The sequence below is a fragment of the uncultured Gemella sp. genome (assembly GCF_963529685.1).
Classification (GTDB): domain Bacteria; phylum Bacillota; class Bacilli; order Staphylococcales; family Gemellaceae; genus Gemella.
In genome coordinates this window covers 1-18,995 of sequence record NZ_CAUSAI010000034.1, presented here as the reverse complement: position 1 = coordinate 18,995, position 18,995 = coordinate 1, and the positions used below count along the sequence as shown (strand labels likewise).

The 18,995-nt window shown below is 30.2% G+C and carries 17 protein-coding genes; 12 read left to right on the top strand and 5 right to left on the bottom strand.

Annotated elements, in window-relative coordinates:
* Positions 1 to 223: 223 nt before the first annotated feature.
* A complete protein-coding gene (gene rplS, locus RWS90_RS06030; RefSeq protein ID WP_314549569.1) occupies positions 224 to 568 on the bottom strand; it encodes a 50S ribosomal protein L19 in 345 nt (114 codons plus the stop codon).
* Positions 569 to 706: 138 nt separating this feature from the next.
* Complete coding sequence (locus RWS90_RS06025) at positions 707 to 1,066, bottom strand: arsenate reductase family protein (protein WP_314549567.1); 360 nt, start codon at positions 1,064 to 1,066, stop codon at positions 707 to 709.
* A 181-nt stretch (positions 1,067 to 1,247) separates the two neighbouring features.
* Here RWS90_RS06025 and RWS90_RS06020 point away from each other — a divergent pair, with 181 nt between their 5' ends.
* The 3 genes from RWS90_RS06020 (at position 1,248) to RWS90_RS06010 (ending at position 4,869) form a co-directional block, all read left to right on the top strand.
* On the top strand, positions 1,248 to 1,949 hold the full coding sequence (locus tag RWS90_RS06020; protein WP_314549565.1) for an ABC transporter ATP-binding protein: 702 nt from the start codon (positions 1,248 to 1,250) through the stop codon (positions 1,947 to 1,949).
* A gap of 5 nt (positions 1,950 to 1,954) precedes the next feature.
* Positions 1,955 to 4,570 (top strand): FtsX-like permease family protein, encoded by a 2,616-nt coding sequence (locus RWS90_RS06015; protein ID WP_314549562.1) that lies wholly within the window; start codon positions 1,955 to 1,957, stop codon positions 4,568 to 4,570.
* A gap of 140 nt (positions 4,571 to 4,710) precedes the next feature.
* Positions 4,711 to 4,869, top strand: a complete 159-nt coding sequence (locus RWS90_RS06010) for a hypothetical protein (RefSeq protein ID WP_314549560.1) — start codon at positions 4,711 to 4,713, stop codon at positions 4,867 to 4,869.
* Positions 4,870 to 4,927: 58 nt separating this feature from the next.
* On the opposite strand, the gene RWS90_RS06005 is transcribed toward RWS90_RS06010, so the two are convergent.
* Positions 4,928 to 6,115, bottom strand: a complete 1,188-nt coding sequence (locus tag RWS90_RS06005; protein WP_314549558.1) for a TVP38/TMEM64 family protein — start codon at positions 6,113 to 6,115, stop codon at positions 4,928 to 4,930.
* Positions 6,116 to 6,231: 116 nt separating this feature from the next.
* On the bottom strand, positions 6,232 to 6,912 hold the full coding sequence (locus tag RWS90_RS06000) for a YdjY domain-containing protein (RefSeq protein WP_314549555.1): 681 nt from the start codon (positions 6,910 to 6,912) through the stop codon (positions 6,232 to 6,234).
* A 613-nt stretch (positions 6,913 to 7,525) separates the two neighbouring features.
* Here RWS90_RS06000 and RWS90_RS05995 point away from each other — a divergent pair.
* From RWS90_RS05995 to RWS90_RS05965, 7 genes are all read left to right on the top strand, one after another.
* Positions 7,526 to 9,445, top strand: a complete 1,920-nt coding sequence (locus tag RWS90_RS05995; protein ID WP_314549553.1) for an ABC-F family ATP-binding cassette domain-containing protein — start codon at positions 7,526 to 7,528, stop codon at positions 9,443 to 9,445.
* Positions 9,438 to 9,821, top strand: a complete 384-nt coding sequence (locus RWS90_RS05990; protein WP_314549551.1) for a hypothetical protein — start codon at positions 9,438 to 9,440, stop codon at positions 9,819 to 9,821. Before RWS90_RS05995 ends, RWS90_RS05990 begins: the two co-directional genes overlap by 8 nt.
* 23 nt (positions 9,822 to 9,844) lie before the next feature.
* Positions 9,845 to 11,479, top strand: a complete 1,635-nt coding sequence (argS, locus tag RWS90_RS05985) for an arginine--tRNA ligase (RefSeq protein WP_314549549.1) — start codon at positions 9,845 to 9,847, stop codon at positions 11,477 to 11,479.
* Between the two features lie 29 nt (positions 11,480 to 11,508).
* On the top strand, positions 11,509 to 11,985 hold the full coding sequence (gene rpoE / locus RWS90_RS05980) for a DNA-directed RNA polymerase subunit delta (RefSeq protein ID WP_314549547.1): 477 nt from the start codon (positions 11,509 to 11,511) through the stop codon (positions 11,983 to 11,985).
* 231 nt (positions 11,986 to 12,216) lie between these two features.
* Positions 12,217 to 12,417 (top strand): cold-shock protein, encoded by a 201-nt coding sequence (locus RWS90_RS05975; protein WP_003144740.1) that lies wholly within the window; start codon positions 12,217 to 12,219, stop codon positions 12,415 to 12,417.
* Positions 12,418 to 12,602: 185 nt separating this feature from the next.
* Positions 12,603 to 13,745, top strand: coding sequence for a PLP-dependent aspartate aminotransferase family protein (locus RWS90_RS05970; RefSeq protein ID WP_314549544.1), 1,143 nt, complete (start codon positions 12,603 to 12,605; stop codon positions 13,743 to 13,745).
* A gap of 39 nt (positions 13,746 to 13,784) precedes the next feature.
* Positions 13,785 to 14,168 (top strand): RidA family protein, encoded by a 384-nt coding sequence (locus tag RWS90_RS05965; RefSeq protein ID WP_314549542.1) that lies wholly within the window; start codon positions 13,785 to 13,787, stop codon positions 14,166 to 14,168.
* Between the two features lie 24 nt (positions 14,169 to 14,192).
* On the opposite strand, the gene RWS90_RS05960 is transcribed toward RWS90_RS05965, so the two are convergent.
* Positions 14,193 to 15,056, bottom strand: a complete 864-nt coding sequence (locus RWS90_RS05960; protein WP_314549540.1) for a hypothetical protein — start codon at positions 15,054 to 15,056, stop codon at positions 14,193 to 14,195.
* Positions 15,057 to 15,617: 561 nt separating this feature from the next.
* On the opposite strand from RWS90_RS05960, the gene hisS reads away from it, so the two are divergent.
* Both hisS and aspS read left to right on the top strand, forming a co-directional pair.
* Positions 15,618 to 16,898 carry a histidine--tRNA ligase gene (gene hisS, locus RWS90_RS05955; protein WP_314549538.1) on the top strand — a complete coding sequence of 427 codons (1,281 nt, stop codon included), beginning with the start codon at positions 15,618 to 15,620 and terminating at the stop codon, positions 16,896 to 16,898.
* Complete coding sequence (gene aspS, locus RWS90_RS05950; RefSeq protein WP_314549536.1) at positions 16,898 to 18,670, top strand: aspartate--tRNA ligase; 1,773 nt, start codon at positions 16,898 to 16,900, stop codon at positions 18,668 to 18,670. Before hisS ends, aspS begins: the two co-directional genes overlap by 1 nt.
* The last annotated feature ends 325 nt before the right edge of the window (positions 18,671 to 18,995 follow it).

Here is an 18,995-nt window from a genome sequence, read left to right as displayed (position 1 = left end):
TCATTAAAATAGGCTGTTGACTCATGCAGTTTCTGCATTTGTCAACAGCCTGAAAAAAGTAGATTTCAGTTGAAATCTACTTTTTTGCTAAGTGTGATTGATTTTTTAGATTATGGGAAAATCTGAAGTTTGGTAGATACGTGAGTTTCTAATTAAACATAATCAAAGCAAAAAAAAAGAAAGCCCTGTTACTGATGTAATAGGGCTTTTAAGCTTCTTCTTATTAACGTACTTCTCTAATACGAGCAGCTTTACCACGTAGATTACGTAGGTAGTATAATTTAGCACGTCTAACTTTACCTTTACGTACAACTTCAATTTTTTCAACTTTTGGAGTGTGAACAGGGAATGTTCTTTCAACACCAACACCGTTTGAAATTTTACGTACAGTATAAGTAGCAGAGATTCCTCCACCACGACGTTTGATAACTACTCCTTCGAATTGTTGGATACGCTCACGTCCACCTTCAACGATACGAACGTGTACTCTTACTGTATCCCCAGCTTTAAATTCAGGAATGTCTGATCTTAATTGCGATTTAGTGATCGCTTCAATGATTTTGCTCATTATTCTTTCTCCTTTTTTTACAAAATGTTCATTATTAATGCTTGATTAACAGAGGAACATCGTAATTTAATGTTTTCACATCTTTTTGATTATAACATTATTTTTAATAAATATCAATAGATTTCTTAATATTTTTTGTTAGAAAAGAGCTTTTTCCCAAACTTCTTCTTTAAAACCTAGTAAAAGAATATCATTTTCAAAATCAAATGCTAGTGGACGTTTAATCAACATTCCATTTTCGTGAAGAAGTTTTAATGCTTCTTCCAACGTTAGTGTGGCAAGTTTGTCTTTTAAACCAAGTTCTTTATATACTAGACCACTTGTGTTAAATAATTTTTTTAATGGTAACTCGAATTTTTCTATTATATGTTGTAATTCTTCGATAGAAGGTGTTTTTTCTTTAACATTGAAGTATGTGGCTTCTATTTTATTTTCTGTTAAAAGTTTTTTTGCTTTTCTGCATGTTGAACATGTTGGGTATTCGTATATAGTTAGCATATTTTCTCCTTTCTAATGTTTATTAAGTTTTAGTTTAATTTACTAATCAACGATATTATAATATTAATTATTTCTACTGTAAAGTGATTTGTTTTGGTTTTTTATTATTTAAGAAATCGTTTATATTAAATGATAAACTAATATGTGCTATAATTAAAGAATAGGATAAAGGAGAAATATTATGCAGAAAATAATTGTTAAAAATGTTTCTAAAGTATATGGTGAAAATAGTAGTAAAGTTATAGCAAATGATAATATTAGTTTTGAGATTAGTGAGGGTGAATTTGTTGTAATTTTAGGACCAAGTGGTGCAGGGAAAAGTACACTACTTAATATAATAGGCGGAATGGACAATGCAAGTGAGGGTTCTATTAATGTCTTTGGTAAAGAAATTGTAGGCTTAAATGAAGACCAACTTACAAAATATAGAAGAGAAGACATAGGTTTTGTATTTCAATTTTATAATTTGATTCCAAATTTGACAGTTTTAGAAAATGTTGAATTAGCGGGGCAAATAGTTAAACAACCAAAAAAAGCATCTGAGATTTTAAAATTGGTTGGATTAGAAAATAGGATGGATAATTTCCCCTCACAAATATCAGGGGGAGAGCAGCAACGCGTTGCTATAGCAAGGGCAATAGCTAAAAATCCTAAACTATTACTTTGTGATGAACCAACCGGTGCTTTGGATTATAGGACAGGTAAAAATATACTAAATACATTGAAGAGATATAGTGTTGATGAAAAGAAAACTGTAATTATTATTACTCACAATAGTTCAATAGCTGAAGCTGCTGATAAGGTAATTGAAATCTATGATGCTAAGGTGAAAAAAGTAATACAAAATTCTAGTCCGAAAAGTATTGATGAGATAGAGTGGTAGAATTTATGAAAGCAATTAATAAAGATATATTAAGGGAAATTTTAAAAACAAAATCAAAATTTATATCAATACTAATAATAATGTTTCTAGGAGTTTTTATCTTTGTAGGTTTGAAAGAGACATCTCCTGCTATGGTAAATACGTATAATAATCATTTGAAACGGCATAGGATGTATGATTTAAGGGTAAGTCATAATTTTGGTGTTAATCAAGATGATATGAAGATAATTAATAGTCTAGACAATATAGATATTAGTGAAAGTTATTTTACAAAAAAACTACAAATAGCTAATAGCAATGAATTTGTGAATATCGAATCTTTACCTGAAAAACTAGCAATACCTAAAGTTATTGAGGGTGCCTTACCTAAAAGTAAGGAAGAAGTAGCTTTAGTAGAGTCGCTTAAAGATAGTTATAAAATAGGAGATGAAATTACCTTTGTCTCAGATAAAAGTGATAGTAATACTTTAAAACACACTAAATTTAAAATAGTTGGTTATGTTCAAGGAGCGGATCATATAGAAGTATCTAACAATAATCCTGCGAATAAAGACTATTTCGGTTATGTGAATAGAGAAGTTTTTAAGTTTGACAATATCAGCGGTGTAAATATAAAATTAAAAAATATTAACTATAAGTATAGTGACAAAGAATATATAACTGAGATTAATAAAACAAGGGATGCTCTTATTGAGAAATTAAAAATTCAGCGAGAAGTTGACGCTAAAAAATATTTAGAAAAAAATTATAGTAAATTAAATGAGAATGAGAAAATTATAAATGATGCCCAATCTAAGTTAAATGATATTAAATCGCAGATCGAGTTATTAAAAAATGTAGATATTAGAAGTTATAATGAGCAAATAGAGAAACTAAATAAATCACAAAAAGAGATTGATGATAATAAAAAGCAATTGAATGTTGGTAAAGCGAGTCTAAATGAAGAAAATTATCCTAGATTTTCAGTGGAAAATATTAGAGGTTTAAAAAATTATGCCCAGTTTATAGACTCGGCAAGTAGTTTAACCTTTGTTGCAAATGTGTTCTCAATATTTTTATTTATTGTTTCAATTTTAGTATCATTGACGACTTTAACTAGGATGATAGATGAAAACCGAATAAATATAGGTACACTTAAGTCTCTAGGATATAGTAATTATCAAATTTCTAAAAAGTACTATGTATATGGATGCTTATCAACTTTAATAGGTACAATCTTTGGAATAATAGGTGCATATTTAGTTATAGTACCGATAGTTTATAATTCTTATGCAAGATTTTTCACCTTTAATACACCAGAGATAGTTTATACTCCAAGTATACTTATCGTGGCTTTTGTTATTTCTTTAGGATGTATTAGTTTTGCGATATATATACCATTAAGAAAAAATTTAAGAGAAAAGAGTGCGTATTTATTACGACCGAAAGCCCCTAGTGGTGGAAGTAGGATATTTTTAGAAAAAATAACATTTATCTGGTCTAGACTTAGCTTTTTGAGAAAGGTTACATTTAGAAATATTTTCCGTTATAAAATAAGAATGTTGATGACTATTTTTGGAGTAGCGGGTTGCCTGACTCTTATGTTTATTGGATTTGGAATTCGTTATGGGGTTATAGATATTTCTAATGAGCAATTCAAGGTAATCAATAAGGTAGACATAGCAGCTACTTATAATCCTTATATAGATAGTGAAAGTGTAGAAAAACTTCAAAAAGAAATAGATAATAATAAAAATGTTAAAGCTAATACTAAAGTTAATATGCAACTTGCCACTTTTGAGAGTAATAATGAAATTGTGGATTCTGCACGATTAATAACAGTTGATAAAGAAAATTACAGGGACTATATTACATTAATGGATAATAATGCCAAAGGTATTAACTTGCCAAATGGTGCGGCTGTTATAAGTGAAAAACTCGCATATCTTCACAAGTTACAGGTAGGAGATAGCTTTAATATAGTTGTAAATAATAAAGAATACACACTTATCGTCGGCGAAATTAATAAAAATTACTTTGGACACACAATATATATTAATAAAAACTATTACGAATCAGTGTTCCAAAAACAATATAAGGATAATACATTTTTAATACAAACTACAGGTGGTAAAGAAACTGTAGAAAGCGTAGTAAGTAACTTAAATGATAATAGCGATATAGTGAATATAAGTGATAATTCTAAAATACAAGAGATACTAGATAATTTTATAAAAGGAATTGATATTATTGTTGCAGTCATGGTGATTTGTTCGGTGACTTTAGCGCTTGTAGTATTATATAATTTAATAAACGTTAATGTATCAGAGAGAATTAGAGAGTTATCGACGATAAAAGTACTTGGATTTTACCCGAGTGAAGTAACTATTTATGTATTTAGAGAAATTTTTTATTTAAGTGCAGTTGGTATTATTTTAGGTAATTACTTAGGTTATAAGATGTACTTGAAGATAATATTAGAACTTGCTGGTAGAGATATGATGTTTAGTAGTAAAGTGCCGTTAGTAGTATATTTATTAGCATCGGGTATAACAATATTGATTACTATCGTAGTAATGATAGTAATGCATAAAAAGTTGAAAAAAGTAAATATGGTAGAAGCTCTTAAAGCGATAGAGTAGAATAGGAGATAAAAATGGCAATTATAATCAATGAACAAGCAAAAAAATTATTAAAAGATAAAAATAAAAATCATATATTGATATCTTTATTTCAACAAATTTGTTGAGGTGGGAGAGTAAATAGAGCTGTTGCGGTTTCGATGGCTGACAAATTTGATGAAAAATTATATTCAAAATATGTAGTGGATGGAATAGATGTCTACATTGATTATAGATTGGATATAAATGAAGATGTAGAAATTGGTGTAGAGAAATTTTTCTTTATGAGACAGTTGAATCAAAAGGGAATTACAGTTTAGAATATAGAAAGACAACTAGAGATGAAAGTTATCATTTCTAGTTGTTTTTGTTTATTTATTAATTAGAAGAGATTCCAAGTTCTTCTTCTTTTTTATGTTTGTCGTTATAGACTTTTTTCATAATACCAATAACGATTGATAATGCGAATAGACACATTAATCCGATAAATAAGTTTCTAACACCACCTGATAATGTACCACCTACATATGAATAAACGATAGTTGCAGGTAATTGACCAACACCTGTAGCTATAAAGAATCTCCAAAAGCTCATGTTTGTTAAACCTGCTGCGTAACTAACAAAGTCGAATGATACGAATGGTAATAGTCTACAAATAAGAATTGCTTTATCTCCGTAACGTTCAAAGAATACGTCAATACTTGCCATAGCACCTTTACTTGTAAGTTTTTCAACTACGTCACGTCCTAATCCACGAGCAATATAGAAACATAGAGCTGCTCCGATCATAGCCGTAGACCAAGATAATACTGCACCAAGAACCCAACCGAAGATTGCTGCGTTAGACAATGTGATTAAGAATGCTGGAATAGGAGCGGCGATTGATTGAAGAACCATAAGTACTCCAGAAACAACGGCAGCCCAAGCTCCCCAGCCACGTAAATATTCGATTACAGCATTTGTATCGAATTGAGATAAAGTGGCGAATGCAGTGTTTATTCCAGTTTTAAAACTAGGTACTGTAAAGTAAACGGCGAAGAAGATTGCAAAACATACAAGTGTAATATATCTTACTTTTTTACGTTGTGCTTTTAATTTTTTCTCTTCCTCAGGATCGACTTCTCTTAAATCACTTAGTTTTATTTCTTTTTGTTTTAATGCTTTCAATTCTTCTTTAGTATAAACTTTTTGGTATTTAGAAAGTGTTAAAATGATATAAAGGTTTATTAAGTTAACAATTATAACACCGATTAAAAATGGAGTTTTAATCTGATTAATCGATCCGGCATGTAAAACTTCACGAGCTATATATAGCAAGGTTTTAGTTTTACCTGAAAAAATAGCCATAAGAAGTATTATGCCTTCAATTATGAAGAATGTATACTTACGATTGATTCGTTTGAAATATAAACCTGTCATTATACCATAAACAGTCCAAACAAAAATTACAAGACTTTGGTCAGCTAACATTTCAAACTGTGTAAAGAAGAACAGTAAGAAGGCGAAGAAATATCCAACAGCAATACCAACACTTGTAAAATAAAATAGAAGTCTTAATCGTTTCATTTAATTTCTCCTTTTTCATAAATATGGGAGCGGCCCAAATTTATTGAGTCGCCCCCGCACAGTCAATTAGATAAGTACTAACATCAACTGTTGCGTATGAACATTTTAATTATTTGTTATTTTTTAATACTGTATATTACTGCAACATAAGTTCCATCTTCAGGTAGAACTTTTTCGTTACCAGTGAATTTTACTTCTTTACGAGTTTCAACAGCACCGTAAGTATAAGTAGTATTTGAGATAATACCAACAGGACAACTATCTAAACAAGATAAACATCCAGTGTTTTTATCAAGAGCACGTTTTAAGTTACCACCGAAGCGGAAATCAATTTGTTTTCCGTTACTATCTTTTACTACTTCATTGATATCGTATTTTTTGTCGGCTCCATTCCAAGTAACTTCAGCTTTGATTGGAGTTCCTTCTACGTGAGTAGTAGTTGCATTGTTTGGATTCATATTTTCTCCAGGTTTCGCACCGATTTCTAGAAGTGCATTATAAAATTCATCTGGTTTAGCAAATGCCGTAAAAATTGATTTAGCACCATTTGTACCACTTTGTTCTACAGAATTATGTCTTGTAGCTTCATCAAAGTATTTACCATTAATTTTTGATAGAACTGTTATAGTACCAGCTTCTTTATCTACTTTTATTGGTTTATCTAGTGATACACCAGCAACATAGTCAGCTGGTTGATTTGAATTTTGTGAAGTTGAATTAGATGAACTACTGCATCCAACAGCAGTAAATGCTAATCCAGCAGCCATAAGGACTGATAATAATTTTTTTGGTTTCATGAACGAATCCTCCTTATTCTATAAATTTATTATATACTTGTATTATAACATTTATATAAAAAGGTAACAATAATCTATATAAAATATCTTATGAGTTAAATTTATAATATGGAAATTTTTCGCGAGTAATCTTAAAAATATTCTTTTATTTTAAAAAGCTATTATAGTGAAAAATGATAGAATAAAATATATATCAAATAAATAAATTATTATAAATTCTATATTCTAGACTATAACATTTAAATAATAATTCAAAAGATTAATTGATAACAAATATCAGTTAATAACAACTAAAATTAGGCGAATGCTCAAAGTAAGTTACAGCTGAAATTATAAATGATTATAGCTATAATTATTAGCGAAAAGCCTTAAAATATGATATAATATTTTGGTTATATATGAAATTAGTAGAAGCTGACCAAAAAGACCTAAATTTTAACAAAGTGTATATGAGAATTCATAGACGCAGTGGTTTATTGATATCTAAATTCGCTTTATAAAAGCTTTTTAGATATCTAATAAACTGTGCGGGGGTGACTCTGAAAAATCGATTTCTACGAAATCACGATTTTTGAGTCACTCCCAGTAAGATATTATTGAGAAAGGATAAGAAATGTTAATTCAATTAAACAATGTAACAAAAAATTTTGTGGTTAATGAAATATTTTCGAATGTTAAATTAGAAATTAATGATAAAGATCGTGTTGCAATAGTAGGAAGAAATGGTGCAGGGAAAAGTACTCTTTTAAAAATTATTTCTGGTGCTATTAGTTTTGATAGCGGAGAGAGAACTATTTCAAAAAATACAACAGTTGGATATCTTTCGCAAGAGTTTATTGTAAGAGAAGATTTATCGATTTATGAAGAGATGATTACTTGCTTTGATGAGATAATTACTTTGGAAGCTGAATTAGAAAAACTATCTTTTGAGCTGACTCCAGAAAATATTGAGAATGACTCAACATTACTAAATAAGTTTGATAGATTACAAAATGAAGTTTTAACACATAAAGACTATCATTATAAGAGTAAGATAGAGAGTGTGTTATACGGATTAGATTTTTCAAAAGAAGTTTTTGATAAGAAAATAAGTACGTTCTCAGGTGGAGAGAAGACTAGATTATCTATGGCGAAATTATTGCTAAGTGAGCCAGATTTATTAGTTTTGGATGAACCGACCAACCATCTTGATATGGAAAATGTAGCGTGGTTGGAAAATTACTTATCATCATATAATGGTGCAATAGTAATAGTAAGTCACGATAGATACTTTTTGGATAAGGTAGTAAATGTTGTCTATAATTTAGAATTTGGAAAACTTAAAAAGTATGTAGGTAATTATTCTAAGTTTTTAGTACAATATGAAGAAGACTATGAAAAGCAATTAAAAGAATATACGAGTCAACAAAAAGACATAAAGAAATTAGAAGAATTTGTTCAAAAGAACATAGCTAGAGCTTCGACAAGTAAGATGGCTAAGAGTCGTCAGAAGGTACTAGATAAGATGGAGCTTATCGACAATCCCAAAAAAGATGATAAGGCTGCTGGTATAGAGTTTTTAATTAAAGAGCAAAGTGGACGTGATGTTCTAACTATCAGTGATTTACAAGTAGGTTATAATGGAACTAAAGTGGGTCAAAGTTATAATCTTGCTGTATATAAAGGAGACAGAATAGCTGTTGTTGGAAGAAATGGTATAGGAAAATCTACTCTAATTAAAACGATAGCTAAGAGACAAAAAGAAATTGCTGGATCTGTTCAATATGGAAGTAAAGTATCACTAGGATACTATGATCAAAAACAAGCAGAATTTGAATCTTCAAAAACTATTCTAAATGAACTCTGGGATGAATATCCGCTTATGAAAGAAGCGGAAGTAAGAACTGTACTTGGAAGGTTCTTATTTAGAGGTGATGATGTTTTAAAAATTGTAAGAGATCTTTCAGGTGGAGAGAAAGCAAGGTTACAGCTAGCGAAACTTATGCTTGAGAAGAATAATCTACTTATATTAGATGAGCCTACTAACCACCTTGATATTACGAGCAAACAGGTATTAGAAGAAGCATTAAAAAACTATGAAGGGACAATACTTTTTGTCAGTCATGATAGATATTTTATTAATAAGATAGCTAATAAAGTATTAGATATTACAGACAATGGTCATAATATTTACTTAGGTAATTATGATTATTATTTAGAAAAAAGAGAGCAAGAGAGAATAGCTCAACAACTAAGTAATAGTGCTAAAGATGTAGTTGTAGAAAAAGAAGCTAATAATTATATATTAGATAAGGAAGAGAAACGACGTATCAGAAAATTAGAACGTACTCGAGATGAGTTGATGAATAAGATTGAGATTATAGAAGAAGATATTCAAGTAATTAATAGTGAACTTGCAAAAGAAGAAGTCTATACTGATATGATAAAAACTCAAGAATTCAATGGAAAGCTACAACAATTGACTGCTGAACTAGAAGAATTAAATGAGTCATGGTTAGAAATTGAAGAGGAATTAGAGAGTATAAATGGATAGTAAAATTAAGATAACAACTTATGTCGATGCAGAAAAAATTCATGATGAATCATATATTGGCACATACATTAGCCAATTAGATAGTGAGAAAATAATTTATAAAGATAAAAATAATAAAAAAATAGAAATTTTTATTGACAAAATAAAAGAAAGTGTTAGTATAGAAAAAGACGATTCAAAAATATATTTATCATACACAAAGACGAGTAATGATTATAGCACGCAATATGGTCAGATGAAATTGGAAACACAGCTTGTTAAAATAGGTAAGATGTCAAAAAATAATTTTACTTTATTTGAGATAGTATATAATATATTTTTTTGGAATAAGGACAAACAACAAAATAAATTAAAAATATTAGTGAAAAATATTTAGTAGTTAATTAGGAGGAATTTTTGGTGAAAAATAAGATAGTAGAATTATTAAAAAATTCTTTAACCAAATTAGAAATTGATGGAGTTGATATTCATGTTGAAACTCCAAAAAATACAGATAATGGAGATTTTTCTTCAAATGTAGCGATGCAATTAACTAGAGTTTTACGTAAAAATCCTAGAGTAATTGCCGAGGAAATAATTGAAAATATAGATTCTGATGAAGCGGTTGAAAAAGTTGAGATTGCTGGTCCAGGATTTATTAACTTCTTCGTGAAAAAGTCTAGTCTTGGTGGTGTTGTTGGCAAAATATTAGAAGATGATTTTAAATATGGTGAAAACAACATTGGTCAAGGGAAAAAAGTTCTTTTAGAATATGTATCAGCTAATCCAACGGGAACATTACATGTAGGGCATGCCAGAAATGCTGCGTATTCTGATTCGTTAGCAAGAATAATGAAAAAATCAGGATATGATTTATCTCGTGAGTATTACATCAATGATGCCGGGAATCAAATTAATAATCTTGTGATTTCAGCAATTGCGAGATATAAACAAGCTTTAGGTATGGATGCACAGTTGCCAGAAGATGCATACCACGGTGAAGATATTAAAGTATTAGGTCAAAAACTAAAGGATGAATTTGGTGATTCATTATTAGAAAGAGAAGATTTAGAAAGCTTTATTCGTGATTACGCAGTTGCATATGAAATGGAAAATATAAAAAAAGACCTAGGAGATTTTGGATTAGAGTATGACGTATTCTTTAGTGAAAAATCATTATATGAAAATGGTCTTGTGGATAAAGCTTTAGAATCTTTAAGAGAACAAGGATTTGTTTATGAGAAAGATGGAGCTTTATGGCTAGAAACAATAGCTTTAGCCACAGGAGATGACAAAGACCGTGTATTAATTAAGGCAGATGGTTCATTAACTTATTTAACAAGTGATATAGCGTATCATAAGAATAAATTAGATCGTGGATTTGATTTATTATTAGACGTTCTTGGTGCAGATCACCACGGATATATTGCAAGATTGAAAGCAAGCATCGTTGCGATGGGATATAAAGCAGAGCAACTTGAAGTTTTGATTATGCAAATGGTACAACTGCTTAATAACGGTGAAGTTGTAAAAATGAGTAAGAGAACAGGTAAAGCAATCACACTTCGTGATTTAATAGATGAAGTAGGAGCAGATGCTGCACGTTATTTCTTAGTAATGAGAAGTGCAGATAGCCACTTAGACTTTGACTTCGCTGTGGCGAAAGAACAATCAAGCGATAATCCACTATACTATGTTCAATATGCTCACGCTAGAATTTGTTCAATCTTACGTCAAGCGGCAGAACAATTTGAATATGATGTAAATAACTGTGATTATGAGTTATTAACAGATGAGTACTCAGTTGATCTACTGAAGAATTTAGCTTATTATCCAGAAATTGTAGCTCAGGCTGCCAAAAATTATGAACCACATAGAATTTGTAATTATTTACAAAGTCTTGCAAGTTCATTCCATAAATTCTATAATAATAACAAAGTAATAACTGAAAATAAAGAGCAAACTCAAAGTTATTTAGCATTAATCACTGCTGTTAAGATAACTTTAAGAAATGCTTTAGAGTTAATCGGAGTATCAGCTCCAGAAAAAATGTAATAAATAAAAAAGAAGGGAATCTAATATAAATGGTAAAGTTAAAAGATTTAAGCGCAGAAAAAATTAAGGAAATGTCACTAATAGATTTATGTTATGCATATATGGTAGAAGAAGGAATTGAAAAATTAAATATTTATGATTTCCTAGATTATATTAAACCATTAAGAAACGTTGATGATGAAGAATTCACAGCACAAGCTGCATACTTCTATACTGATTTAAACTTAGATGGACGTTTTGTTTGCGTTGAAGATGGAAGTTGGAAGTTAAGAGACAGTTTATTTGTTGAAGATATTAAGAACTTCGTTGAACCAAGTGTTCAAAAATTTGAAATTGATGAAGAAGAAATGGATGAGCTTGTAGATGAGGAACAAGATGATATTCACGATGCAGTAGATGCGCTTATCGAAGATGAAGATATGGAAGAAAGTGAAGATGTTTACGATTTTGATAACGATGGAATAGTATCAAAGTTCAATATTGCAACTGAAGAAGAAGAGTTTTAATAAAAAGGCCGCAAGGTTTTTTTATTTTTATGAATATATTGCTTGCATATTTTTGATATATGAAGTATAATGAATAAAGTCAATAAAACATATAGTAAAAATTGTAATACAGGTTCTAAGTTTTTTAAGTGAATAACACAATGTCACATTTATTTTATTTATTATCTTTAACGGCAAGACTACGATTGATTATTGATAATAAAATATAAAATAAAAAGGAGATTGTAACTTATGAAACAAGGTACAGTAAAATGGTTTAACGAGGAAAAAGGATTCGGATTTATCGAAGTTGCAGGAGAGAAAGATATCTTTGTACACTTCTCAAGCATCAAAAAAGATGGATTCAAAACTTTAAAAGAAGGCGATAAAGTTGAATTTGAAGTAGAAGATGGTGCTCGTGGACCACAAGCAGCTAACGTAGTTGTTCTTTAATTAGAATTATAAGAGAGCTATAACTAGATATTATATCTAGTTATAGCTTTTTTCTTATATTTTTATTTATCGTGAGGTATTGTGTGGAATTGTGAAAACGAATACGATTTGTATTGAAATAATTTTCATAATAAATTATAATTAAATTGAAGTTAGAAAAAAATATTAAATAGGAGGAAACTTTAATGAAGGGAATAAATACTAATTTATTACATGGGTACCCTGTAATTGATGATTATACGGGTGCTGCTTCAATTCCTAAATATCAAGTTACAACATTTGATCAAAAAGAGGGATATAAAGATTGTGGTAAATATTCTTATAGCCGATTCGGGAATCCGACAATATTGGCGTTAGAAGCTGCTGTTGCAAATTTACACAAAGCGAAATTTGGATTTGCATTTGCATCGGGAATGTCTGCTATAACTACAGTTTTAATGCTTTTAAATAGTGGGGAACATATCATCTTACCTAAAGATGTCTATGGTGGAACATTCCAATTTAGCTCAAAAATATTGAAGAAATATGGGGTAGAGGTTAGTTTTGTAAACTACCAGAATCTAGAAGAGTTAGAATCGACTATTAAAGAAAATACGACCATGATTTATATTGAAACGCCATCTAATCCGCTATTGAAGGTATCTGATATTAAGGCAATAACAGAACTTGCAAGAAAACACAATATAAAAACAGTGGCAGATAACACGTTTATGACGGCGTTGTATCAAAAACCACTAGATTTAGGATGTGATATAGTAATTGAGAGTCTGACTAAGTTTGTAAATGGTCATAGTGATGTTACAGCTGGTTGTGCAGTAACAAATAATGAGGAAATAGCATCTGAGATATGTCTTTTACAGAAAAATTTTGGTGGTATTTTAGGTGTAGAGGATGCGTGGTTAATTTTACGTGGTATGAAAACTATGGGATTACGTATGGAAAAATCTGTGGTCAACGCTATAAGTTTAACTAAATATTTAGAACAGCATGCTAAAATTAAGAAAGTATACTATCCTCATTTAGAAAGTTGTAAGTTTTATGATATTCATACTGAACAAGCAAGTTCAGGAGGGGCTGTCTTTTCATTTGAATTCTTTGAACAAGCTGATTTAAAAGCTTTCTTGAAGAAAATTAGAATACCTATCTATGCGGTAAGTTTGGGTGGAGTAGAATCAATAATTTCTCATCCGGCAACTATGTCTCACGCATGTATGAGTGAAGAAGAAAGATTAGCGCAAGGAGTTACGCAAACATTGTTGAGATTTTCTTGTGGTGTTGAGGATACTGAAGATTTAATAGAAGATTTAGAACAAGCATTAGCTGATTAATTTAACATAGTAAATAATAATTTAAAGGAGATTTATAAAATGAAAATTACAGAAGTAAATACATCGAAAGCGCCAAAAGCAGTTGGACCATATGTTCAAGCAAACAAAGTAGGTAACTTAATTTTTTGTTCAGGTCAATTAGGAATTAATCCAGAAACTGGAAAAATTGTTGAAGGTGGAGTTATTGAGGAAGCGAAGCAAGTATTTAAAAATATCGAAGCAGTTTTAGAAGAGGCTGGTAGTTCGATGAATCATGTAGTTAAATCACTAGTACTACTTAAGGATATTGCTGATTTTGCAGAGGTTAATAAAGTTTATGCAGAACAATTTAACGATGTGCTTCCGGCAAGATCTGCATTTCAAGTAGCGGCTTTACCGCTAGGTGGGAATATAGAAATCGAAGTTATAGCTGTAGAAAAATAAAAAATAAATCAAGGATAGTGATGTCTATCCTTGATTTTTTGCGTTATAACTTTCGATCGCAGCGTTAATTTCTTCATTCGTAAAGTTTGAAATATCACCTTTTAATTCGTTTTCGATTATGCTTCTACTAGTACTTCCTTCTTGGGTATAACGAATTGTGTTATATGTTTCAGGTACTTGTTGTCCTGCTATTTGAGGATGATTTTGTGTATTAGGTATAGTAGATGTTTTTTTATTTTCTATTGAATTGTGTTTAGCTGCGGTATTTGATTTATTTTCTGAAGATTTTTCTTTTTTATTGTCGTCTTTATTAGCTAATTCTTTTTTAGCTTCTTCTTTTTTTGTAACATTAGTTTTATGGTCTTGTTCTAATTCTGAAACTTCTGAATTTAGAAGTTTTTCTTTTAAAGCTGCATATTTGAAATGATATTTTGCTAGAATAGTTTTTACTTGATCGGCATAATTTTGTGAAGTTATATCCAATTCCAAGATTTCAATAAGAGCATTATCATAGTCTTCTAATTGTTCATCTAGGTATGTAATTGCTTTAGAAAAGGTATGATTAGTATCAAGTTTTTTTGCTTTCTTTAAAGAGTCGTGAGCATTTTCGATATCGGCTTTGTTAAGTGCATTATGTGTTTTATCTAATTCGCTAGCAATTGATACTTCAGTATCAATATTTCTTAATGTTTCTTTTGCTTTTTCTGTAGTTAATGTTTCAAGACCTTTTAATCCAGAATTGAAATCATGTGCGTCATTTATTAATGATATATATTTTGAATGTTCTTCTTTAAAATTTTTATTTCCTGCATTTAGGTAGTAATATGTGCCACCTACTAAGAAAAATATTGCAAATATAGGCATTAAAATAGAGATTATTTTTTTCATATAAGGTATATACTCCTTTCTTTAATGTCTTTATCTATAATTTATTGTATAATGTTAAGGGAAAAAAATCAAGTAAATTAAGCGATAAGTAATTAAATAAAACACATAAATTATATAGTTGCATAGACTGAATTATATAATTTATAGTGAAAAAAATTGTGACTATTAATATTAAGTTGTCTAGAAAAATAATCTTATAAGGGTATGTAAGAATGAGAAAAAATAATAAATTAAATTTAAAAAATATAATAATTTCTTGACAATGAAAAGAGTTTGGTATAATATATTTAAAAGACCTGTGACAAAGTTAGTAAAAAGAATTTTACTTTATGTTTTAATAAAAGAGAGTTTAATCCTGAGGCTGAAAGATTAAATATTAATGATTAAGGTAAAGAACACTTTTTGTAAAATTTAATAAATGAAAAAATAAGGTATCGGTATTCCGATATGAATTAGGGTGGCACCACGAATTTTGTTATCGTCCCATATAGTAAATCTATATGGGGCGATTTTAATTTATATTAGGATATATATTAAGGTAAGAATTGAAAGGAGAAAACTATGGTAATAACTATGCCAAGAGGGACGCAGGATATACTACCTGAAGAGAGTAAAAAATGGCAGTATGTTGAAGAGAAACTAAGAAAAATTAGTAGAAACTTTTGTTACGAAGAAATAAGAACGCCGATGTTTGAATCGACAGAATTATTTAGCAGGGGCGTTGGAGATACTACTGATATTGTTCAAAAAGAAATGTATACTTTCATGGATAAAGGGAATAGATCTCTAACGTTAAGACCAGAAGGTACAGCAGGGACAGTTCGATCGTATATTGAAAATAAATTGTTTGCTAAAACAATACAACCTCAAAAACTTTATTATGTTGGTCCGATGTTTAGATATGAAAGAAAACAAAAAGGACGTTATCGTCAGTTTGTACAATATGGTGTTGAGGTAATCGGCGAGGAAAGTCCAAAAATCGATGCTGAAGTAATTAGTTTAGCCTATAATATTTATAAAATGTTTGGGATTGAAAATATCAAGGTGAGCATTAATTCGTTAGGAAATCCAGAAGAAAGACAAGCATATAATGAAGCGTTAGTTAAGCATTTTGAACCTAGAATTAATGAGTTTTGTGAAGACTGTAATAATCGTCTTTATAAAAATCCTATGAGAATCCTGGATTGTAAAGTAGATGCGGGGCACGAACTTATTAAATCTGCCCCAAAACTATTAGACTACTTAGGAGAAGAGTCTAAACAATATTTTTCAGAAGTTTTAGAACACTTGGATGCATTAGGTGTTAAATATGAGATAGATCATAACTTAGTTCGTGGTTTAGACTATTATACGCATACAGCATTTGAAATAATGATAGATAATCCAGAAGTGGAATTAAAAACACTTTGTGGAGGAGGACGTTATAACGGTTTAATTAGACTGTTGGATGGACCTGAAGATAAAAAAGGAATTGGTTTTGCATTAAGTATAGAAAGACTATTATTAGCATTAGAGAGTGAAAATATTGAATTACCTATTGATGATACAATTGATGTATTCGTAGTTGCTATGGGTGAAGAGGCTTCTAATGCAGGAGTTAAACTTACTAATGATTTAAGATTAGCAGGGTATAGCGTACAAAATGATTATTTTGACAAAAAAATGAAAGCACAGATGAAAATAGCGGATAGATATAATGCAAAATATTCTATAATAATTGGTCAAAGTGAGCTTGAAAGTGGAACACTTGTTATAAAAGATATGAAATCATTTGAGCAAGAAACTATTAATTTAGATAACATTGTTGATTATTTACAAGAGAAATTGAGAGGAGAAAAATAATGAGCGCATACGGAAGAACGGAATACGCAGGACGTATAGATGAAAAATATGTAGGAAAGAGAGTTACATTAAAAGGTTGGGTAAGTAAACGTCGTGACCTTGGTAACTTAATCTTTATTGATGTAAGAGATAGAATGGGTGTGGTTCAATGTGTATTTTCTGGAGAAAAGAATGCAGAATTACATGAAGTTGCGGGAACTTTAAGAAATGAATTCGTAGTTTCTATTGAAGGTGAAGTAGTATTAAGAAATGAATCTACAGTTAACGAAAAAATAGCATCAGGTAAAGTAGAAGTTATTGCTGATAAATTAGAAATTTTATCTAAAGCAAAAACATTACCATTCGTTTTAGATGACGCAAGTTTATCAAGTGAGGAGTTACGTCTTAAATACCGTTACCTAGACTTAAGAAGAACAGAACTTGCAGAGGTGTTACACTTACGTTCAAAAATTACTAAAGCAACTAGAGATTACCTAGATAACAATATGTTCGTTGATGTTGAAACACCAATTTTAACTAAGTCTACTCCAGAAGGAGCGCGTGACTATTTAGTACCAAGTAGGGTCCACCCAGGTGAATTCTATGCATTACCACAATCACCACAATTGTTCAAACAATTATTAATGGTTGCGGGATTCGATAGATATTATCAAGTAGCTCGTTGTTTCCGTGATGAAGACTTACGTGCAGACAGACAACCAGACTTTACACAAATCGATATGGAAATGAGCTTTATGTCACAAGAAGAAATTCTTACTATGATAGAAGGTTTAATTGCACATGTTATGAAAGAAGTAAAAGGAATTGATGTAGTATTACCATTCCCACGCCTTGACTATGAAGAAGCAATGGAAAGATTTGGTAGTGATAAGCCTGATACTCGTTTTGGAATGGAATTAAAAGATGTTAGTGATCTTGTTAAAAACTTAGACTTTAAAGTGTTCTCAAATGCAGTAGAACAAGGTGGAGCAGTAAAATGTATCGTAGCTAAAGGGTGTGCAGAGCAATATTCTCGTAAAGATATCGATGCTTTAGGTAAATATGTTGCAAACTATGGAGCTAAAGGATTGGCCTGGGTTAAAGTAACTGAAGAAGGATTAAATGGTGCGATTTCTAAATTCTTTACAGACGAAGTAGCTCAAGAATTAGTAGCTCGTGTAGATGCAGAAGTTGGAGATATTATCTTATTTGCTGCAGACAGTAAGAAAGTATGTTACGCATCATTAGGTGCATTACGTCAAAAATTAGCAGCTGATTTAGATTTAATCGACAAAGACAAATATAATTATCTATGGGTAGTAAATTGGCCGTTATTAGAATATGATGAAGAAAAAGGTCGTTACAGTGCGGCTCACCACCCATTCACTATGCCAAAAGTAGAAGATGTAGAATTATTAGAAACTGCACCGGAAAAAGCATATGCACAAGCATATGATATAGTACTTAATGGATATGAACTAGGAGGAGGAAGTATCCGTATCTACGATAAAGAAGTACAATCTTCTATGTTTAAAGCGTTAGGATTCACTCAAGAACAAGCTCAAGAACAATTTGGATTTTTACTAGATGCATTTGAATATGGAGTACCACCACATGGAGGATGTGCATTAGGATTAGATAGATTTGTTATGTTATTAGCTGGTCGTGATAACTTACGTGATACAATTGCATTCCCTAAAACTGCGAATGCAGCAGATCCAATGACGCAAGCACCATCACCGGTAGATTTAGAGCAACTATTAGAATTGAATATTTCTTTATTGAGAAAATAGGAAAAAGAATAGTATATAAGTTAATCCGAGGAAGAATTTTTTCCTCGGATTTTTTAACTAGCATTGACATAAAATAAAACAAATGATAGAATATAAAAAGTCTTCGCGAGAAGAAGACGAACAATAAAACATTTCTACCAATCGAATGTTAAGGAATTATAAAAAACTTCTTGACAAAATAGAAAAGAAATGATAAACTTAAAAAGTCTTGAAAAAAGATAATGTTAGTCATTCCAAAGAAGTAAACGGTTCAAAAGTTTTAAAAAATATAAAAACTTCTTGACAAACACTTGATGAAATGATAGAATAATAAAAGTCTTCTGAT